Here is a 19,292-nt window from a genome sequence, read left to right on the forward strand (position 1 = left end):
CCAGGGCCGGCCACCGCATTGCCAAAAACCGACCATAATTCGTCCAGAGGAGAAACGATGAAAAAGAAAACCATTGGGGTACTGATTCTTACTGCCGGGGCTACCGCCACATTGGCTGCCGCCGCCACGCCAGGAGTCTCCTCCATTCTGACCAAACCTGCGGAGCATCCGGTGTCCGGCGTGACTCTGGCAGCCGAGCAGTTCGCGTCCGCGGATTCCGCGGCCGAAAACGGGGTGGCCGAAGCCGTGCGTCGGTGCATGGCCAAGGCTGGATACGACTACACACCGGTTTCCGCAGGACAGCAATCCGTGGATCTCAAACAGCACGTAGGCTTCGATACGCTCAGCGTTGAGACTGCACGGGCTTCGGGATACGCCTCAACCAAGCCCAAGGGACCGGGCGAGCCCGCCCCGGACTCCGACCTCGGCAAACTCATGGCCGATCCCGCTTTTCAGCAGGCCCTCAACGGCAGTGGCTCGCCTGAACAGAACGTAGTCCAGTCCTCAACAGGTACGGGGATGCTGTGGGGAGGCTGCAAAGCCGAGGGCATCACCGCCATCTATGGGACTGCCGACAACTACATGAGGGCCACCGCATTGGCTTTCAACTCCCTGATGGTCGCCACCAACGCTGCAGGCCAGGACGCCGGGATCCAGACCGCCGTCGACTCCTGGAAAGAATGCATGTCCACAACGGCCTTCCCCTACAGCCACCCGGGCGAAGCGGTCTCTGCGGGACTGGACGCCGGCGGCCAGAAAGAACTGAAGATAGCTGTCACCGATGCGGGCTGCCGCGAAAGCACCGGATTCGACGCGAAGATCACCACGGTGTTGGACAAGTACTTGACCACGCGCATGAAGGAACTGGAGACGGAGGTAGCTGCGGTTAAGCAGATACGGAGGGATGCTGCAGAGCGTGCCCGGCTGTTGTTGGGATAGTCGGCGCCACAGATGATGTCCCACGGGTGCGTTCCTTCCCCGCTGCCGTGACCGGAAGCCTCTTTGCAGGCATCCCGTCCGGCGACTGGGAGGGATCGCCCGGGACTACACTTTGGCCATGGCCATCTACGTCGATCCGCCCCTGTGGCCCGCGCACGGAACCGTGTTTTCGCACCTCGTTTCGGACACTTCGCTGGATGAGCTGCACGCCTTCGCGGCTGCCGCCGGGGTTCCGGAGAGGGCCTTCGACGGAGACCACTACGACGTACCGGAACGCCGCTACAACGACCTCGTGTTCGCCGGCGCAATCCCCGTGGAGGCCAGAATCCTGGTCCGCAAACTCATCGCCAGCGGCCTGCGCATTCCCGCGCGGGAACGGAGTAAAGCTTTGACAGTTCCGTTGATGGAGCGTTGGAACAGTATCTTCCCCGGCCATGAGGAGCTGGGCCTGGAGCTGTTGGAGCGGTGGGGCGAGGACGGCAGGAAATACCACAGCCGCACACACCTCCTGGCAGTTCTTGAAGCCCTGGACACTCTGACAGAACCCGCCCTGCCTGCACGGACCGTCTCCTTGGCGGCTTGGTTTCACGACGCCGTTTATGAAGGTGTTGCTGGTCAGGATGAGGAAGACTCAGCCATCCTGGCCGAGGACCGGCTCACGGCTGCTGGCCTCGCCGCTGCCGATGTGGCCGAGGTGGCCCGGCTCGTCAGGCTCACTTCCACCCACTCCCCTGAGCCCGGTGACCATGCCGGCGCCCTCCTCTGCGACGCCGACCTCTCTGTCCTTGGCGGCGACGAACAGGCCTACGCACGTTACCTGGCCGCCGTCCGCGAAGACTACGCCCACGTCAGCGACGATGACTTCGCGAAGGGTCGCGCCGCCGTCGTACGCCATCTGCTAAGCCTGGACCCGCTGTTCCACAGCGAACGGGCCAAGGGCCTCTGGCTCGACGCCGCCCGCCGGAACCTAGCGGGCGAACTCGCGTGAGCGGCGTGCCCAGCGAACCCGGAGCGCCGCAACGGCAGCTTCCGTACTCGGTCCGGTTTGAATGGGGGCTCGACGGCGCCCGTGCAGTAGTGCCCGGAGCTGACCTTGCGGTGGTGGTCGACGTCCTGTCGTTCACGACGTGCGTGAGCGTCGCGGTGGATCGCGGGGCGGTGGTGTTTCCCTATCCGCTGAGGGACGCGGGTGCAAGCGAGTTCGCGGCCCGCCACCGGGCCGCATTGGCGGGGCCGCGGGGTTCGGAAGGGCTGAGCTTGTCGCCCGTGAGCCTCAGTGCTGCGCCGGTACTCGACCGGGTCGTTCTGCCCTCCCCCAACGGGTCCACCATCAGCCATGAATTGGCCGCTTCAGCCCGTCAGGTGGTGGCCGTTTCACTCCGCAACGCCGCTGCCACGGCCGATTGGGTGCAGGCCACACTGCCTCATGGTGCCGTTATTGCCGTCATCGCTGCGGGTGAGAAGTGGGGCAACGGTAGCCTGCGACCGGCTTTGGAGGACGAACTTGGAGCCGGGGCGTTCATTGCCGGACTCGCGGCTGCCGGGCGTCACAACTTTTCCCCGGAAGCGGCCGCTGCTGCTGCCGCCTTCGATGCTGCGGAACCGCATCTTGCGGGCACTCTGCGGGGATGTTCCAGTGGCCGGGAACTGATCGACGCCGGTTTTGCGGGTGATGTCGTCATCGCGGCGGAGCTGGACGCAGGTTCCGCAATTGCTCTCTTGCAGGACGGTGCCTATCGGGGAGTGTTGGCGTCCAGCTAGCATAGAGGTGTGACCTCCTACCTCTTGGACTCTTCCCGCTCATCGGTTCCCCTAGCCGTCCCCGATGTAGAGCACGTCCTGGCTGTGCGCGGCGTGGGCGGCTACCGGCAATACCGCATCCCCGCCCTTGCTATCAGCACCCGGGGCACTCTTTTAGCCGCCTATGACGGCAGGCCCAACCTGGACGACCTCCCCAATCCCATCGATCTCCTCCTGCGCCGCAGCTACGACAACGGAGTCACGTGGGAGCCACAGCAGCTGGTTCGCACCGGTTCGGGACTCCACGGCTTCGGCGATCCAAGCCTGCTGGTGGACTCCGACACCGGGCGCATCTTCATGTTCCATGCCGCCGGGACCCACGCAGGTTTCTTTGAAGCAGTTGCCGGATTGGAGCCGGATGACGACGTGCAGCACGCGGACCTCAGTTATTCAGACGACGACGGCGACACCTGGCAGCACTGCCGGCTCACCGCGCAACTTAAGCACGGCGCTGTCACTGGCCTGTTCGCCGCCGCCGGACAGGGAATCCAGATCCACACCGGACCTTTTGCGGGCCGGTTGGTGCAACAGTTTGTGTTGCTGGTGGACGGTGCCATCACGGCCGCGTCTGCGTTCAGCGACGATCATGGTGAGACCTGGACTTTGGGCGAGCTGATCGGTCCGGGTACCTCAGGCGTGGGGCCGAACGAGAACAAAGTAGTGTGCTTGGACGATGGCCGGTTGCTCCTGCATTCACGGGCCACGCCCTGCCGCTTGGCTGCAGTGTCCGAGGACGGCGGCCAAACGTGGAGCCCGCTGCAGCCTGTTCCGGACCTGCCGGATCCCAGCGACAACGGGTCCCTGACGCGCTTCGATGGTCAGCCGCATGGTACCTTCGCGGCGCCGGAGACTTCATCCTGGCTGCTGGCGAGCAACAACCAGGACCCTCATCTGCGTCGGAACACCATGCTGAGTCTCTCCCCCGACAACGGCGCCACCTGGCCGGCAAAGCTGCTGCTGTGCCCGGGAAGCTCGGCCTACTCCACCGTGGCGCGGCTGCCGAACGGGAATATCGGGGTTCTCTATGAACGGCAGGGGTACCGGGAGATTGTGTTCGCGTCCATTCCTGCCGAGCAGCTGGCGGGGCAACTCTCCGCTTCACCCTGGGTTACGCCTGGGCCCACGGGCCTGGTCTTCGACATGGAACTGCGGTCCATCACCCCAGGCCGGCCCGCCGTGTGGCAGAACGCCGGCGACTTCCACGTGATCCCGTCCAACAGCGACGGCCAATGGGATGTCCAAACGTGGAAGGAAATCGGCCAGGGCTACGCCGGAGACCAGGTTCTGGGCACGCGGGAGGCGCAGGACCTCAACTACGGCCCCATCGTCCCCGGCTACAAAGCCGGGGACATCCTTGCCTTCACCGGACGGGTCCGCAACGGAGGCACTGAGCCGGCTGCCGGCGTCGTACTTCGCGGACCGCACCAGAACGCGGGCGGTTTCCCGCCCGCGGACCTGTTACCCGGCGAGCATGTCCTCTACTTCACGCCGACCTACACCATTACGGCGTCGGACCTCGAGCACAGCACGCTGGAACTCGCCTTCACGGTGGAGGCCGACGGCGGGAGCGTGCGTGTGGAGCGGACGTTCCGTTTCGATCTGCGCACCGGGGCGGTTGTTGCGTCCTAGCGGGGCCGCACCTTAGCGGTAGGTGCTGACGAACGGCTGGTTGGTGGGCACAATCTGCTTGCCGAGCGGCATCAGCGACACCGGGATCAACTTCAGGTTGGCGATGGCCAGCGGAATCCCAATGATGGTGATGGCCATGGCAAACGCCGTAACCACATGGCCGATGGCAATCCAGATACCCGCCACCAGCAACCAGATGACGTTGCCCAGGAGCGCGAAGACCCCTGTGCCGCCCGGCTTCTCAACCACCATCCGCCCGAAGGGCCACAAGCAGTACGCCCCGATCCGGAACGAAGCGATGCCCCAAGGAATGGTCACGATGAGCACGCAGCAAATAATGCCTGCCGCGAAGTAGCCCAGGGCCAACCAGAACCCGCCGAAGACAAGCCAGATGACGTTAAGGATCGTTTTCATGTCCTCATTCTCTCCTGCGGGGCTGACAAAAAGCCTAGGGGTCTGCCCTGAATCTTCCCTGACTTCCCCCGCCCAACCCGACGCTCGCTCACATCCCTATGGCTTCCCCCCAACCCTCTTCCACACCCCACACCCTTCCCACCAACCCTCTTCCACACCCCACACCCTTCCCACCAACCCTCACTCACACCCCTACCGAAGCGCCCTGGATGTGAGGAATCGTCCGGCCGAAACACCCGGGAAGTGAAGAAGGATCCGGTTCAAACACGCGGAATGAGAGGAAGGGATCGGTTGAAACACGCGGGACGTGAGGAAGGGTCCGGCTGAAACACACGGAACGTGAGGAAGGGTCCGGTTGAAACACTAGGGATGTGAGGGAGGGTCAGGCTTTGGCGGCTGTGACGAAGGCGCGGATCTTAGCCAGGTCCTTCACACCCCGCGAAGACTCGACACCGGAGGAAACGTCCACTCCCCAAGCGCCGGCAGCGGCTGCGGCGAAGGCCACGTTGCCGGGTTCCAAACCACCGGCGAGCAACCACGCCCGGCTCTCGAGCTCCTTCTCACGCACTGAGGCGTAGTCCCAGGACTCCCCCGACCCCGGCACTGCGGCGTCGATCAGGAACACGTCTTCGCCAAGATCCGCGAACTCGTCCTGGGAGGCACCCATGGTGACGGCCCGGATGAGCCGCATGCCGGCGTCGTGCACTGTTTTGACGTCGTCCGCAGTACGGCGACCGTGCAGCTGCACCCACGAAAGTCCTGACGCGCGGGCCGTCGCTACGGCATCGGCGGCGGCTTCATGCCGGAAAACGCCCACGGCATGAACCCCGGCGGGCACCAGCGGGAGCAGGATACGAACCTGGTCCGGGCTGACCTCCCGCGGGCTGGTGGTGAGGACGAAACCGACGGCGTCAGCACCGGCGTCGACGGCTTCACGTACTGATTCGGGCGTGCTCAAGCCGCATACTTTGACGAACATCCAGCGCCTCCCTCACTACCCAAACAACGTTTTCCACATATGACGTTAGCAAGCCGCGTTGCCATCGGAGAACCTGCGTCCACCATTAGGCTGGTCGGATGGAGATTATCCGTTTTGCTGACATCCGTCCCGAACCGTGGCGCAATGGCGGCGGGGTGACGCGCGAACTCGCGAGCCACCCGCAGGCAGCCTCTGCGCAGGACGGTGCCTGGGATTGGCGTGTCAGCATCGCCGACGTCTCCAAAGCCGGAGAATTCTCCGTTTTCCCGGGCATGGAGCGGGTCATTACCATCATCGACGGCGAACTGCTGCTCCTCACCGTGGACGGCTCCGAGCACCCGCTCGAGAAATACCGTCCGTTCCGTTTCTCCGGCGAGGCCGCATCCTCGGCGACTCTCCCCACCGGCGATATCCGTGACTTGAACGTCATCGCCCGCGAAGGCGCGTTCAAGGGCTACACGTCGATCGTTGAGATCTCCAAGAAACGGGCTCACCCGGTGTTCGAGGGGCAGTTGGCTGTTCTGCTGGAGGGCAAGGCGACAGTTGCGCCCGGCGCCGGAGTCGAGGAAGAGTCGGCTGCTGAGGAAAAGTCCGACGGCGGCGCTCCGGCAACCAGCCCCGGGGAACCTGTCGAGTTGGCTCGCTATGACGCCGTCGTGGGTTCGGATACCCGCAGTCCTGAGATCTCCGGGCGGGGCTTTATCGCAGTGATCTCGATCGACCATGTGGAGCCGACTGACGCCTGATCTGGTGACGTTAACCACCAGAAGTGGCCACCCCGCGCCGGAGTTGCTAGCCTGAAATGAAGGTTCCGCTCTGGAACCTCCGGACGACGGTTCAGTACCCGGCACGCGACAAGACTGGCCAAAGGAAATGTCATGTCGTGGATAATTCTCATTCTTTCCGGTGCACTCGAGGCCGTCTGGGCCGCAGCTCTGCACCGTTCCAAGGGCTTCCGTAAACCCGTCCCAACAGTCGTTTTCCTGGTCGCAGTCATTGCGAGCATGGGCGGGCTGGCGATCGCAATGCAATCCATCCCAACGGGCACGGCCTACGCCGTGTGGGTGGGGGTGGGTGTGGTGCTCACCGCGGCTTACGCGATGGTCACCAAAGTTGAACGCGCGACGACGGCCCGGCTGCTTCTGCTTGCCGGCATCGGTGCATGTGTGGTCGGCCTGAAGGTGGTGGCATAGCCATGACAACAAAAACCAAGAACACCGGTAACGGAATCTTCTGGGCCATCCTCCTGGCGTCGGCGCTCCTCGAAGCCGTGTGGGCCACCGCTTTGGGGCTCTCCAACGGCTTCACGAAACTCATGCCCACACTGGTCTTCGCCGTCACCGCAGTATTGAGCATGCTGGGACTGGGTATCGCGGTGAAGCGCATCCCCCTTGGCACTGCTTACGCGGTATGGGTGGGTATCGGCGCGGCGCTGACCGTTGGCTGGGCCATGATCACGGGCGTCGAATCGGCAAGCCCGCTGAAACTGCTGTTCATCGCCGGAATCGTGGGCTGTGCCGCCGGCCTGAAGGCGCTGCCCGCAGAGAAAGCTGTAGCCAAGCCCGAGTAGCGCCCGCTCCCTGGCACCCTGTTTCGATGGTTCGCTGCACACCATGCCGCTCGCACGGCACATTGTGCAGCGAACCATCGAATCAGCCAGGCAAGGCCACGCGAGGCCAGGCGGTGCTCGCAGAAATCGCAGGAATACCCCAGCGCGCCATCGGGTTCACGCCTTCAAGAGCACCCAAACACGCATTGGAGACGTTCATGACTGCAGTTCAGCTCGGAGATGGCCTCACGGTCAGCCCCCTCGGTTTCGGCGGAATGGCCCTGACCCCGGTCTATGGCGGGATCAGCCCAGAGGAAGGCCTGCAAACACTCAGGCACGCCGTGGACGCGGGCATCACGTTCATCGACACCGCAGATGTGTATGGCGCGGGCAGCAACGAGGAACTCGTGGGCAGGCTCCTCAAGGAGCGCCGCGACGAGATCCAGGTAGCCACGAAGTTTGGAATTGAGGGCAACCCCGCGGACGGATACACGGGAGTCCGCGGGGATGCACCGTACGTCAGGCAAGCGGCGGAAGCGAGCCTCCGCCGCTTGGACACTGACGTCATCGACCTCTACTACATGCATCGCCGTGACCTCCGCGTTCCGATAGTGGAAACCGTGGAGGCAATGGCGGAGCTGGTCCGTGAGGGCAAGGTCCGGCACCTCGGCTTGTCGGAAGTGACAGCCGAGGAGCTCAGGCAGGCCAACGCCGTCCATCCCATTGCCGCGGTCCAGAGTGAATGGTCAATCTGGAGCAGGGATGTTGAGCTCAACGTTGTTCCTGCAGCCAAGGAGCTTGGCGTAGGGTTTGTGCCGTATTCGCCGCTGGGCCGTGGGTTCCTTACGGGAACTGTCAGCGCGGGCGATCTTGGCGAAAATGACTTCCGCCATAAGATCCCCCGTTTTGGCGACGAGGCACTTGATGCAAACCAGGCCGTTGTAGCCGCGGTTCGCGAGGTAGCCAGTGGGCTGGATGCAACTCCTGCCCAAGTAGCCCTGGCTTGGCTTTTCGCCCAAGGTCAGCGCCTCGGGATTTCGGTGGTCCCCATCCCCGGCACGCGCAGGACGTACCGGATCGACGAGAATCTCGGCGCACTGTCCCTGCAACTGGGAACAACGCACCTTGAGGTGCTCGACCAAGCCGCTGCCGCCGTCGTGGGTTCACGCTCCGCCGACCCCAACTGGGTCTCGCAGGGCCGCGAAGCCAAGAACGTAGGCTGAACGAATGGATTCGCTTATTCACTCACTACGTGACGTCACCATTCGCAGCATTTCGGTCAGCGAGATGAACAACAACGTGTACCTGTTGACGTCAAAGTCCAYAGGTGCGCAGGTGTTGATCGACGCCGCCGACAACCTTCCAGCCATCCAGCAGCTTCTGTCGGAGTCCGCGGGCGATTCGGCCGAGCCCACCAAGCTGGTCCGGATAGCAACCACCCACCAGCACTGGGATCACGTCCGTGCGCTGGCGGAGCTGGTGGAAGTCACCGGGGCCACCACGTCAGCGGGAGCGGACGACGCCGATGCGTTGCCGGTTCCGGTGGATGTCCGGCTTGGTCACGGCGACGTTGAGCGGTTCGACGACATCGAGCTCACGGCGGTCCACCTGCGTGGACATACCCCTGGCTCGATCGCCTTCGTGTACCAGGATCCGGACGGGCCGGCCCACATTTTCAGTGGAGACTCGCTGTTTCCGGGAGGCGTCGGCAACACACAGAAAGATCCTGCACGCTTCACTTCTCTGTTGAACGACGTGTCGGAACGACTGTTCGACGCCTATCCGGACGATACCCTGGTGCACCCGGGCCATGGATTGCCCACGACCCTCGGAGCCGAGCGGCCACACCTTGAGGAGTGGCGCGCCCGGGGCTGGTAGCACCTGGAGTTGCGGGGCCTGCTCTGCGCTCCATTCCTTCCGGAAAGCGCGTAGAGCGGGCCTCACAACGGGAGGTTAGCGGCCGCGGCGCTCGTTCGAAGCAGGAGCCGAAGCGCGGCGGGGACCGCTGCGTGCCGGACGGCCTGCGCCGGATCCACCGCGACCGGAGTTGCCGGAACCCGAACCGTAGGATCCACCGGACGTAGCGCCCGTAGCGGAGGACCATACGGCCTTGTTCCCACCGGTACGCGTAGAGGTGGTGGATGCCGTGCGAGGAGCCGAAGCTGCGCGCTGGCCGGTAGCCGGACGACCACTGCGGCCGCCCTGGCCCTGCGAGCCCGGGACGTCGTTGCGGTGAGTGGCACCGGACTTGCCGCGGCCACGTGAGCTGCGGGCGACGTCGTCGTTCATTGCTGCGCGACGCTCGGCGCGGTTGACGTCGGTGCGAACCGGCTCAGCCGCGACCTTTCCGCGTCCGTTGCGACCGCCACGGCCGCCGGCAGGAGGAGCAGCCTGCGTGGAACGGCGTGCACGTTTGCGCTGTGCGTTCGCGCCGGTGGACGTGCCGCCACCCTGCGGGGCTTTCGCCGCGAGGAGTGCTGCACGGGTGCGGGGATCGACCTTGTCGGCGATTTCGCCAACGAGGTCGGCAACCAACGGCGAGTTGGCAGTGACGCGCTCAAACGAAACGTCAACGCCGGCAGCCTTCATGAGCTTCTTGACGTCGCTCTGCTGCTCCGGAAGGGTCAGCGTGACCACGGTGCCATCGGAACCTGCGCGGGCCGTACGGCCGGAGCGGTGCAGGTATGCCTTGTGCTCTGTGGGCGGGTCCACGTGGATGACGAGTTCGACGTCGTCAACGTGCACGCCGCGGGCTGCGACGTCGGTTGCCACCAGGACGCGGACGTCACCGTTGGAGAACTCTGCAAGGTTGCGGTCGCGGGCGTTCTGCGACAGGTTGCCATGCAGGTCGACGGCGGGGATGCCGGCGTCGGTGAGGGTCTTGGCAAGCTTGCGGGCGTGGTGCTTGGTCCGCATGAAGAGGACGCGGCGGCCGGCGCCGGAGGCCAATTCAACAATGAGCTGCTTCTTGACGGTCTGGTCGTTGACCACCAGGACGTGGTGTTCCATGGTGGTGACAGCGGCCTGGGGATCGTCCACGGAGTGTGTCAGCGGGTTGGACAGGTAACGGTTGACCAGCTTGTCAACACCGTTGTCCAGCGTCGCGGAGAAGAGCAGGCGCTGACCCTGGGTGGGGGTCATGTCCATGAGCTTCTTGACCACCGGGAGGAAGCCGAGGTCGGCCATGTGGTCGGCCTCGTCCAGCACGGTGACCTCAACGGCTTCGAGGGTCAGGATGCGCTGGCGGATCAGGTCTTCGAGGCGGCCCGGGCAGGCGATGACGATGTCGACGCCGGCGCGCAGCGCCTTCTCCTGGCGTGCCTGGGAGATGCCGCCGTAGATGACCGTGGTGTTCAGGCCCATGGCCTTGGCCAGCGGTTCGATGGTGGCGTTGATCTGGGTTGCCAGTTCACGCGTCGGTGCAAGGACCAGGCCCATGGGGCGGCCGGGCTTGCGGAAATGCTTGGCTTCGCGCTCGGCCAAGCGGGCCACGAGCGGGATGGCGAAAGCGATGGTCTTGCCGGAGCCGGTGCGGCCACGGCCCAGGACGTCGCGGCCTGCGAGGGTGTCCGGGAGGGTCTTCACCTGGATGGGGAATGCCTCTTCGATGCCGTCTGCAGCGAGGGAATCAGCAATGGCCTTGGGCGTGCCAAGGGCAGCAAAAGTAGTCATAAACTTCATGTCTTTCGGGCGGTGTCCAGTTGCGGACATCGGCCCCCGACGCCGGTTGGGCCAGGGGTTCGCCGAGGAAAAGTCAGGTGGTCTACCGGTTCGCTGCAACAGCGGTGGCCGGGACCAAATAGAACGCGTTCATCGACGCAGGATGTGCCTCTCACATGAAAAATGCCCCGTCGCGCAGCCTTTCAGGCCACCTGCTTCAGGGCGTCACCGCACATCAAGTGTTCCTAGCTTAGCAGTGATGGGGGTGGAACCTTGCATCGGCCGGCGTTGCGGGGCCTGCTATGCGTGCTTCGGGGCCTGCCAAGCGCGCAAAGCGAGCCCCACAACTAACCCGGCCGGCGTTGCGGGGCCTGCTATGCGTGCTTCGGGGCCTGCCAAGCGCGCAAAGCGGGCCCCACAACTAACCCGGCCGGCGTTGCGGGGCCTGCTATGCGTGCTTCGGGGCCTGCCAAGCGCGCAAAGCGGGCCTCACAACGGGTCAGGCGTGGTGCGAGAGCTCCGGTTCGGCGTTCGGGGACTTGGTTGCGGCCGCGCGGGCGGCGACCCTCGGCGCCATCAGAACCCCGACGACGGCGATCACCGCCGTAAGTGCGAAGACCGCCGCAAACGGGTTCGTCGTCGTGAATGCCGCGAAGACCAGTCCTGTAGCGGCGAGGGACAGCGCACCACCGAGGGAGTCGGAGATGGACATGGCCGCACTGTTGAAGCCCTGGTTCTCCTCGGTGGACAGCGCCAACGTCATGACGGACAAGCGCGGGTACATCAGTCCCATCCCGCCGCCGGCAAGGATCCACCCGCCAATGGCAACGGCGGCGGACAGCGCCAGCGAGGCCGTCACGAGGGTGAGGACAATGGCCACCAGCACCAGCGAGGCACCGATCTTGATGGCGAGGTCATCAGCCAAGCGGGTGCCAAGCCGCCCCTGGATCGCCGACGCCCCGGCCCAGGCCAGTGCCGCACCGGTCAGGGTCAGCCCGGCAAACGTGGGCGTGAATGAATAGCGTTCGGTCAGGAGGTACGGCAGGTAGACCTCGGCCCCGAAGAATGCCGCCGACGCCAGGCCTCGGACAAGGATCACACTGGGCAGTCCCCGCCGGGCGGTCAGTGTCCCGCGCGGCACCAGCGGCCGGACAGCCACCACGGCAAGGACCAGCGCGACGACGGCAATCACCCCACCAACTCCCGGCACCTCAGCGGAGAGGTTCAGGCCGAGGACGGCAACCGCTGCGAGCGCCGCCCATCCCATGCGCCCGAAAGCCCACGGAACCGTTTCAGCGGGAGGCTCGGACGACATGCCCCGGACTGCCGGCACCACCATCAGCAGCGCTGGCACCACCAGGCCAACGACACCCAGGAAGACCCAGTGCCAGCTGCTCAGCTGGGCCACGACACCTGCGGCGAACGGACCAACGAGCGACGGAACCACCCAGGACGCGGCGAAGGCGGCAAAGATTTTCGGGTGCAGCTCGGGTGGGTACACACGGGCCACCAGCACGTAGAGGGCAACGGTCATCGCGCCGCCGCCCAGACCCTGTACCAAGCGCCCGAGCACCAGGATCTCCATGGTTCCGGCCATGCCGGCGATCAGCAGGCCGGCAACGAACAGTGCCACCGAGGAGTACAGGGGCGCCGCCGGCCCCCGACGGTCGGACCAGTTGCCGGCCGCCACCATGCCCATCACGCCAGTAGCCAGTGGTCCGGCGAAGGCAAGCGCGTAGAGGCTGGCTCCGTTCAGGTCCCGGCTCACGAGCGGCATGATGGTTGTCACTGCGAGGGACTCGAACGCGCTGAGAAATACCAGCGCGCAGGCCCCCACGGTGGCAAGGAGATAGGGACGGCCCAGGATTCCGGCCGTTGAGGTGTCTGAGGTCATGGACGCCAGCCTAGAACCTCAACTAATGTTGAGGTCAATCCAGCACACCCCTACCGGAAGAAGGTCCATGCCCACCGCCCCCGCCCACCGGCCACTGACCATTGGTGAGCTCTCCGAGCGCAGCGGAGTGTCGCCGTCGGCCCTTCATTTCTACGAACGCAACGGGCTTATCGAAGCCGAGCGGACAGCAGGCAACCAACGGCGGTACCGGCGTGACACACTCCGACGCGTCGCGTTCATCAAGACCTCGCAACGGGTGGGACTGCCGCTCAAGGACATCCGGGAGGCGCTGAACTCGTTGCCCGAAGGCCGCACGCCCACCAAGAGGGATTGGAGCAGGTTGTCGTTGCGCTGGCGGGAGGAACTCGACCAACGGATCGCGGCCTTGCAGCACCTGCGCAACGACCTCGACGGGTGCATTGGCTGCGGTTGCCTGAGCTTGAAATCGTGCACGCTCCAGAACCCGTCGGACGAACTCGGCGCGTCGGGCGCGGGGGCACAACGGTGGATGCTGCCGGACTAGCCAAACTGACTTCCGGGCCAAACTGGCAGCCGGGCCAAACTGAATGCCGGCTTTGCCGAAACAGCAAAAGGCATTGCCTTCCGCTGCAGCCTCTTGGCACGCTTGGGTCATGACTGAACACACGCACGACGGCGGCACCCACCAGCACGGCGAACACACCCACGAAGGCGCCCAGCAAGGTGGCTTGAACCTCCATAAGGATGCGGACAACGCCGTGGACATGTGGGACGGCATGTACCGGGAGCGGCCGAAGATCTGGAGCGGGAATCCGAACCCGCAGTTGGTGGCCGAAGCCAAGGACCTGAAGCCCGGCAAGGCCCTCGATTTGGGCTGCGGCGAAGGCGGGGACGCTATCTGGCTCGCGAAGCAGGGCTGGACGGTTACCGCCCTGGACGTGTCCGCCGTCGCGCTCGAACGCGCGGCCGCGCACGCCGAGGAAGCGGGCGTCGCTGACCGGATCACGTGGCAACAGCAGGACCTGACGGAATGGGAGCCGCAGCCGGACTTCGATCTGGTCTCGGCACAGTTCCTGCATTCGCCCTTGCTGCCGTGGCGTGATTCGGTCACCTCGGCCGCCGGGGCTGTGGCGCCTGGCGGGACATTGCTGGTGGTGGGGCATCACCCGCACGGCCTGCCGTCCTGGAGCCAGCACCACCACGAGGCCGGGCTTTTCTTCACTCCGGAGCAGCTGGCGGGTGCCCTGCGGCTAGATACCGAGCCGTGGTTCGTCCACGTGCTGACGGACAGGGCGCGGACGGTTTCGGGTCCCAGCGGTGAATCGGGCACCACCCTGGACACTGTCCTGAGGGCCACGAAGCGGGCTTAGGCGCCCTCGGGCAGCAGGTCTCCGTAGGGCGGTACGACTGTTCCCGTGGCGGTCGAGTCCGGGTTCAGCATCCACCCCACCCGTTTTGCCGTATTGAGCATCACCACGCTTTCCACCAACTCAATGCCGGGGATCCGCTGCTGGATGGTGAGCTCCATTTCCATGACATCCGCCAGCGAGCGCAGCCACATGATCATGGTGAAGTTGGTGCGCCCCGTGGTGGATGCGGAGAAGCGGATGTTGCGGATGGCCCTGAGCTCGGTGGCTGCGGCCTCGTGCTGACCTGCCGGGACATTGGCGAACCATTGGACGGTGATGGGGAAGCCTGAGTACTGCTGGGCTATTTCGCAGCGGAAGGACAGCATGCGGCTGGCCAGGACGCGTCCCAGTTGGCGCTGCACAGTGGCTGGATTCCGGTCCAGCGCCCGGGCGATCTCGGCCGCAGTGGCGCGGCCGTCCCGGGCGAGGAACGGGATGAGCGCCAGGTGTGTCTCCGGCAAGGGCGCCACGACGGTGTCGGGAGAAGACGGGTTGGCGGATTCAGGTCCCGCCAGCGACCGCAATGCCTGCTGTTCCGCCTTGCTGAGCACATTGAGCCGCCACGCGTAGCCGCTGGTGTGGATCCGTGTGCAGAGAGCCGTGTGGTACTTGGTAAGTCCCCGTACTTCCTTGAGCCGAGGCAACACCTGCGTGCTGAACTGTTCCAGGTCCTGGGTGATGACCGTCAGCGTCAGGTCGCGGTTGCTGGCAGCCTCTTCCACTGTGATGACCTCGGGCAGTTGCGCGACGGCGGCGGTCACCTCGGGCCTGAGGTRCATTTCGCAGTCGATGTCCACCATGGCCAAGCACATGTCCTTGGGATCACCCATCAGATGCGCCGTGGTCCAGGCAGCGCCCGCAGCCCTCAGCCGGTCCCAGCGGGCTGCCAGGGTGGTGGCGTGGACGCCCAGGACGCTGCCGGCGTCGGACCAACTGATCCGGGGCGATATCTGCAAGGCGTTGACCAAACGCAGATCTTCTTCGCTGAGTTCCATGAGCTGATTCTCGCAGAAGCGTGCATGAATCGTGTGCTGCAAGCAGCAAAATGCATATTTACAGTTGTTTTCGAGCATGTGAAGCAGGTCACCACAAAATGGCATAAGGAACACATCACCTTATGGATCAGGAGACTTCATGACACTCGCCGCCGACGCCAAAGAACTGCAAGGGGACATCGTCCGCCTCCGCCACGACCTCCACCGCGAACCGGAGATCGGATTGCAGCTCCCCCGCACGCAGGAGAAGGTGCTCAAGGCACTGGACGGACTTCCGTACGAGATCACCCTGGGGAAGGAAACGACGTCGGTCACCGCAGTACTGCGGGGAGGTGCGGCCCACGCTTCGGCTGAGAAGCCCGTGGTCCTCCTGCGCGCCGATATGGATGGTCTCCCCGTGCAGGAGAACACCGGCGTTGGCTACACCTCCCGCGTGGACGGCGCGATGCACGCCTGCGGCCACGACCTTCACACCTCCATGCTCGCCGGCGCTGCCACCCTCCTGGCCGAGCGCAGGGAGCAACTGGCCGGCGACGTCATCCTGATGTTCCAGCCGGGCGAAGAAGGCTTCGACGGTGCCAGCTACATGATCAAGGAGGGCGTCCTGGACGCCGCGGGCCGACGCGCGGACACTGCCTACGGGATGCACGTCTTCTCCTCACTGGAGCCGCACGGGCAGTTCGTCACCAAACCCGGCGTCATGCTCAGCTCCTCGGACGGCCTCGTGGTGACCGTGCTGGGCGCGGGGGGCCACGGTTCAGCGCCCCACTCCGCCAAGGATCCCGTCACGGCCGCCGCCGAAATGGTCACCGCACTGCAGGTGATGGTCACCCGGCAGTTCAACATGTTCGACCCCGTCGTCCTGACCGTCGGCGTCCTGCACGCCGGAACCAAGCGCAACGTGATCCCCGAGACCGCCCGGATCGAAGCCACCATCCGGACCTTCTCCGAGGAGTCCCGCCGGAAGATGATGGAAGCAGTACCCCGGCTGCTGCACGGTATTGCCGCAGCCCACGGCCTGGAGGCTGACGTGCATTACCAAGAGGAATACCCCCTCACCATCAACAACGACGACGAGACCGCCACCGCCGAAAAGGTCATCGCCGGGATGTTCGGCGAGTCCCGGTACACCCGCATGGCCACTCCCCTGAGCGGTTCGGAGGACTTCTCCCGCGTCCTCGCCGAAGTCCCCGGCACGTTCGTGGGCCTCAGTGCCGTCGCTCCCGGAGCCGACCACACGACGTCGCCGTTCAACCACTCCCCTTACGCCACGTTCGACGACGGCGTCCTCACCGACGGTGCCGCGCTGTATGCAGAGCTCGCCGTATCCCGCATCGCAACCCTCTCCGGCAACTAGCCTCCCCACCCCCTTGGAGAATCACATGACCACCACCGTTGGAACGTCCACGGACGTCAAGGCCCACAAGTCGCATGTGCGGACATTGGTCGGCACCGGCATCGGCAACGCCGTCGAGTGGTACGACTGGGCCATCTACGCCACGTTCTCGCCGTTCATCGCGAGCGCGTTGTTCAGCAGCGCCGACCCCACCTCAGCCGTGCTGTCCACGTTGGCGATCTTCGCCGTCGGGTTCGTTGCCCGGCCGTTCGGCGGGTTCGTGTTCGGCTGGATCGGTGACAGGATCGGCCGCAAGACGTCCATGACCGTCGCTGTGGCACTCGGAGCTGTGGGCAGCCTCCTCATCGGTGTCGCACCCACGTTCGAATCGGTCGGCGCCTTCGCCTCGGTGATGTTGCTGGTTGCCCGGCTCATCCAGGGCCTCGCCCACGGTGGCGAGCTGCCGTCGTCGCAAACGTACCTGTCCGAGATGGCACCCAAGGAACACCGAGGCTTCTGGGCGACCCTCATCTACACCTCCGGCACCGCCGGAATCCTGGCCGGGACGCTGCTGGGTGCCATCCTCACCGCTGTCCTGAGCAAGGGCGACATGAGCGCCTGGGGTTGGCGCATCCCGTTCCTGATCGGCGGCGCACTGGGCATTTACGCACTGTTCATGCGGGCCAAGATGAAGGAAACCGAAGCGTTTGAGGCCGAAGCTCCGCAGGAGAAGCGCCTCGCCATCTGGCCTCAGATCGTCAAGTACCGCAAGCAGGCCCTGCAGGTCATCGGCCTCACCGTTGGCCTGACGGTTGTCTACTACATCTGGGGCGTCGTGGCACCGAGCTACGCCGCAACCTCGTTGAAGATGGACCGCGGCGCGGCGTTGTGGGCCGGCGTCATTGCCAACGTGGTGTTCATCGCGGCGCTGCCGTTCTGGGGCAAAATGTCGGACCGGATCGGACGCAAGCCGGTGCTGATCGCCTCCTCCGCTGGCGCTGCATTGCTGCACTTCCCCATGACGTGGCTGCTCAAGGACTCGCCGTGGCAGTTGGCGGTGTCGATGTCCGTGATGCTGTTCTTCATCGCCGGCAGCGCAGCGATCGTCCCTGCCGTGTACGCCGAACTGTTCCCGACCCACATCCGCACCATCGGCGTCGGCGTTCCGTACTCCATCTGCGTGGCGGTTTTCGGTGGCACGGCCCCGTACCTGCAGACCTGGCTCGGCACCATCGGACAGGGCTACCTCTTCAATGTGTACGCCGTGATCCTGCTGCTGGTGGGTATCGCGTTCGCTGTCTCCATCCCGGAGACGAAGGGCAAGGACCTGACCGTCTAGCTACTTCGTTGCGAGGCCCGCTCTGCGCGCTATTCCCAAACCCGGGCGGTGGGGACGCAGAGTGGGCCTCACAACGTTAAACGAAGCGGTCGCGGCCGGCCCGGTAGCCGAAGAAAGCCGCGAGCGAACCGACCACCAGGAACAGGATTCCCGCGGCTGCGAACCCGCCGGTGGCCTGATGGAGTTGCCCCACCATGAGAGTGCCGACCGAACCAACCCCGTAGCCCACGCCCTGCATCATTCCCGAAAGGTGCGCGGCCGTGTGGGCGTCGCGGGTGCGGACCATGATCATGGTGAGGGCCACTGCTGTGAGCGAGCCTTGCCCCAGTCCGTTGAGGCCCGTCCAGACCCAGATCAGTTCAGTGGGACCGAAGATCGTCAGTGCGAAACCACCGCCGGTCATCAACGCCACCACCATATTGATGATCCGTTGATCCTTGAAGCGCGTCGCCAGGGCCGGGGCAAACAGGGAGCCGAGCATCTGCAGCACGATCGACACCGAAACAATGAGCCCGGCCGTTGCACCGTCGATGCCCCGGTCGCGCAGGATCGGCGCCATCCACGCGAACACGCTGAAGGACATCATCGCCTGCAGCACCATGAACATCGTCACCTGCCAGGCCACAGCCGATTTCCAGACGTTCACGCCACCATGGACGGCTTGGTGCCTTACCGACGGTTGCCTGACGGCCAGCGGCAGGAACAGCAAAAGCACGACGGCGGCCGGCACCACCCAGAACCACAGCGCCGAAGTCCACTGGCCGGTTGCCGTAAAGACCGGATACGTGAACCCCGCGCCCAAGGCCGCAGACGCGCAGATCGCTGTGGTGTAGAGGCCGCCCATCAAGCCGAGGCGGTGCGGGAAATCCCTCTTGACCACGCCCGGCAGGAGCACGTTGCACAGCGCAATCGCAGCACCACAGGCCGCCGTGCCCGCGAGAAGCCCCGGGAGATGGCCCACTCCGGGTACGTCCACGGGCCTGAGCAGCAGGCCCGCAGTGAGGACAGCCATGGCGCCCAGGAGCACCCGTTCCGCGCCGAACCTGCGGGCCAGGATGGGGGCAAGGGGCGCGAAGACGCCCAGCAAAGTGACCGGCACCGTGGTGAGGACCACCAGCGACCAACCCGGCAGACCGGCGTCGGACGTTATTTCCGGAAGGACCGCGGAGAAGCTGGAGAAGACCGTTCGGAGGTTCAGCCCGATCAGTACCAGGCAGATGCCCAGGTACACCAGTCCTCTCCTGCCCCGGAGCTGCGTGGGGCCGGCGGCCGGTTCTTCATCGATCTCTGCATCGGCCGCAATCTCGGGCAGGACGGATTTCTCTGGGTAGCCGGGCATCTTCGAGGAGGTCACACGTCCTATTCTGTCA

19 protein-coding genes and 1 riboswitch are annotated in these 19,292 nt (G+C 65.0%); of the genes, 13 read left to right on the forward strand and 6 right to left on the reverse strand.

What is annotated here, in order from left to right:
• The first annotated feature begins 57 nt into the window (after positions 1–57).
• The 4 genes from AB4Y81_RS16790 to AB4Y81_RS16805 all read left to right on the forward strand — a co-directional run bounded on the left by AB4Y81_RS16790 (position 58) and on the right by AB4Y81_RS16805 (position 4,368).
• The gene (locus tag AB4Y81_RS16790; protein ID WP_441996299.1) at positions 58–939 is read left to right on the forward strand and encodes a hypothetical protein; all 882 of its coding nucleotides are present in this window, start codon (positions 58–60) and stop codon (positions 937–939) included.
• Between the two features lie 118 nt (positions 940–1,057).
• A complete protein-coding gene (locus AB4Y81_RS16795; RefSeq protein ID WP_441996300.1) occupies positions 1,058–1,927 on the forward strand; it encodes a DUF4031 domain-containing protein in 870 nt (289 codons plus the stop codon).
• Entirely contained in the window at positions 1,924–2,700 is a 777-nt protein-coding gene (locus tag AB4Y81_RS16800; protein WP_052247289.1) for a 2-phosphosulfolactate phosphatase, read from the forward strand. Before AB4Y81_RS16795 ends, AB4Y81_RS16800 begins: the two co-directional genes overlap by 4 nt.
• A gap of 9 nt (positions 2,701–2,709) precedes the next feature.
• Complete coding sequence (locus AB4Y81_RS16805; protein WP_441996301.1) at positions 2,710–4,368, forward strand: sialidase family protein; 1,659 nt, start codon at positions 2,710–2,712, stop codon at positions 4,366–4,368.
• Between the two features lie 12 nt (positions 4,369–4,380).
• Here AB4Y81_RS16805 and AB4Y81_RS16810 read toward each other — a convergent pair whose 3' ends face one another.
• Together AB4Y81_RS16810 and AB4Y81_RS16815 are read right to left on the reverse strand one after the other, a co-directional pair.
• Complete coding sequence (locus tag AB4Y81_RS16810) at positions 4,381–4,782, reverse strand: YccF domain-containing protein (protein WP_018778312.1); 402 nt, start codon at positions 4,780–4,782, stop codon at positions 4,381–4,383.
• A 382-nt stretch (positions 4,783–5,164) separates the two neighbouring features.
• Positions 5,165–5,761, reverse strand: a complete 597-nt coding sequence (locus AB4Y81_RS16815; RefSeq protein ID WP_441996302.1) for a phosphoribosylanthranilate isomerase — start codon at positions 5,759–5,761, stop codon at positions 5,165–5,167.
• Positions 5,762–5,859: 98 nt separating this feature from the next.
• On the opposite strand from AB4Y81_RS16815, the gene AB4Y81_RS16820 reads away from it, so the two are divergent.
• The 5 genes from AB4Y81_RS16820 (at position 5,860) to AB4Y81_RS16840 (ending at position 9,188) form a co-directional block, all read left to right on the forward strand.
• A complete protein-coding gene (locus AB4Y81_RS16820; RefSeq protein ID WP_018778310.1) occupies positions 5,860–6,507 on the forward strand; it encodes a HutD/Ves family protein in 648 nt (215 codons plus the stop codon).
• A 57-nt stretch (positions 6,508–6,564) separates the two neighbouring features.
• A riboswitch (guanidine-III (ykkC-III) riboswitch) is annotated at positions 6,565–6,630 on the forward strand.
• Between the two features lie 9 nt (positions 6,631–6,639).
• Entirely contained in the window at positions 6,640–6,954 is a 315-nt protein-coding gene (locus tag AB4Y81_RS16825; RefSeq protein WP_064722538.1) for a DMT family transporter, read from the forward strand.
• Positions 6,955–6,956: 2 nt separating this feature from the next.
• On the forward strand, positions 6,957–7,331 hold the full coding sequence (locus tag AB4Y81_RS16830) for a DMT family transporter (protein WP_441996303.1): 375 nt from the start codon (positions 6,957–6,959) through the stop codon (positions 7,329–7,331).
• Between the two features lie 197 nt (positions 7,332–7,528).
• On the forward strand, positions 7,529–8,533 hold the full coding sequence (locus AB4Y81_RS16835; protein WP_441996304.1) for an aldo/keto reductase: 1,005 nt from the start codon (positions 7,529–7,531) through the stop codon (positions 8,531–8,533).
• 4 nt (positions 8,534–8,537) lie between these two features.
• A complete protein-coding gene (locus tag AB4Y81_RS16840; protein ID WP_441996305.1) occupies positions 8,538–9,188 on the forward strand; it encodes an MBL fold metallo-hydrolase in 651 nt (216 codons plus the stop codon).
• 75 nt (positions 9,189–9,263) lie between these two features.
• On the opposite strand, the gene AB4Y81_RS16845 is transcribed toward AB4Y81_RS16840, so the two are convergent.
• A complete protein-coding gene (locus AB4Y81_RS16845) occupies positions 9,264–10,982 on the reverse strand; it encodes a DEAD/DEAH box helicase (protein WP_441996306.1) in 1,719 nt (572 codons plus the stop codon).
• 487 nt (positions 10,983–11,469) lie between these two features.
• Positions 11,470–12,864 carry an MFS transporter gene (locus AB4Y81_RS16850; RefSeq protein WP_441996307.1) on the reverse strand — a complete coding sequence of 465 codons (1,395 nt, stop codon included), beginning with the start codon at positions 12,862–12,864 and terminating at the stop codon, positions 11,470–11,472.
• On the opposite strand from AB4Y81_RS16850, the gene soxR reads away from it, so the two are divergent.
• Positions 12,863–13,387 (forward strand): redox-sensitive transcriptional activator SoxR, encoded by a 525-nt coding sequence (soxR, locus tag AB4Y81_RS16855; RefSeq protein ID WP_082010245.1) that lies wholly within the window; start codon positions 12,863–12,865, stop codon positions 13,385–13,387. The genes AB4Y81_RS16850 and soxR overlap by 2 nt on opposite strands.
• A 109-nt stretch (positions 13,388–13,496) precedes the next feature.
• Positions 13,497–14,213, forward strand: coding sequence for an SAM-dependent methyltransferase (locus AB4Y81_RS16860; protein ID WP_416429577.1), 717 nt, complete (start codon positions 13,497–13,499; stop codon positions 14,211–14,213).
• Here the strand turns inward: AB4Y81_RS16860 and AB4Y81_RS16865 are convergent.
• Positions 14,210–15,247, reverse strand: a complete 1,038-nt coding sequence (locus tag AB4Y81_RS16865) for an Lrp/AsnC family transcriptional regulator (protein ID WP_441996308.1) — start codon at positions 15,245–15,247, stop codon at positions 14,210–14,212. The two genes, AB4Y81_RS16860 and AB4Y81_RS16865, sit on opposite strands and share 4 nt — an antisense overlap.
• 139 nt (positions 15,248–15,386) lie before the next feature.
• Here AB4Y81_RS16865 and AB4Y81_RS16870 point away from each other — a divergent pair, with 139 nt between their 5' ends.
• Together AB4Y81_RS16870 and AB4Y81_RS16875 are read left to right on the forward strand one after the other, a co-directional pair.
• Entirely contained in the window at positions 15,387–16,604 is a 1,218-nt protein-coding gene (locus AB4Y81_RS16870) for a M20 metallopeptidase family protein (RefSeq protein ID WP_018778300.1), read from the forward strand.
• A 25-nt stretch (positions 16,605–16,629) separates the two neighbouring features.
• Complete coding sequence (locus AB4Y81_RS16875; RefSeq protein WP_018778299.1) at positions 16,630–17,922, forward strand: MFS transporter; 1,293 nt, start codon at positions 16,630–16,632, stop codon at positions 17,920–17,922.
• Between the two features lie 76 nt (positions 17,923–17,998).
• On the opposite strand, the gene AB4Y81_RS16880 is transcribed toward AB4Y81_RS16875, so the two are convergent.
• Positions 17,999–19,261, reverse strand: a complete 1,263-nt coding sequence (locus AB4Y81_RS16880) for an MFS transporter (RefSeq protein ID WP_231949126.1) — start codon at positions 19,259–19,261, stop codon at positions 17,999–18,001.
• Positions 19,262–19,292 lie beyond the last annotated feature (31 nt).

The organism is Paenarthrobacter sp. TAF1, from assembly GCF_052113825.1.
GTDB lineage: Bacteria > Actinomycetota > Actinomycetes > Actinomycetales > Micrococcaceae > Arthrobacter > Arthrobacter nicotinovorans.